The sequence below is a fragment of the Polaromonas sp. UBA4122 genome (genome assembly GCA_002381615.1).
GTDB lineage: Bacteria > Pseudomonadota > Gammaproteobacteria > Burkholderiales > Burkholderiaceae_C > Polaromonas.
This window is the reverse complement of record DFWY01000052.1, coordinates 1-397: the sequence shown is the minus strand read 5'-3', so window position 1 is coordinate 397 and position 397 is coordinate 1. Positions and strand designations below refer to the sequence as shown.

Genomic DNA, 397 nt, shown 5'->3' with positions numbered 1-397 from the left:
CCCCCGCAAAAGCCGTACCTGGCGGCGAGCCTGCGGCGGCCGCGCAGCGCACCGCCGGCTTCTACCTGATCGGCGCCGGCCGGGCCCAACTGGAAGCCGCGCTCGGCCTGCCCACGCGAGGCGCATCGCGACTCCTGGGCCCGCGCAGCTGGCGTCTGCCCCTGTATGTAGCCGCCATCGCGCTGGGCACGGTGCTCATCCTGCTTGCCGTTGCGCACAGTGCGGGCGTGCGCGGGTGGCAGGCGGTGGTCACGCTGTTCCTTCTGGCTTGGCCGGCATCCGAAGCCGCCGCGGCCTTCGTGCATCGCCTGATCGCAGAGTCGATGAAAGTGCGCTTCCTGCCGCGGCTGGACTTCGCTGGTGGCATTCCGCCTGAACACCGCGTACTGGTCGTGAT

General features: G+C 70.8%; 1 protein-coding gene. It reads left to right on the top strand.

Going from position 1 to position 397, the window contains the following annotated elements:
- The coding region (locus B3F77_RS06825; protein WP_293604230.1) for a hypothetical protein at positions 1 to 397 on the top strand (397 nt) is incomplete at both ends.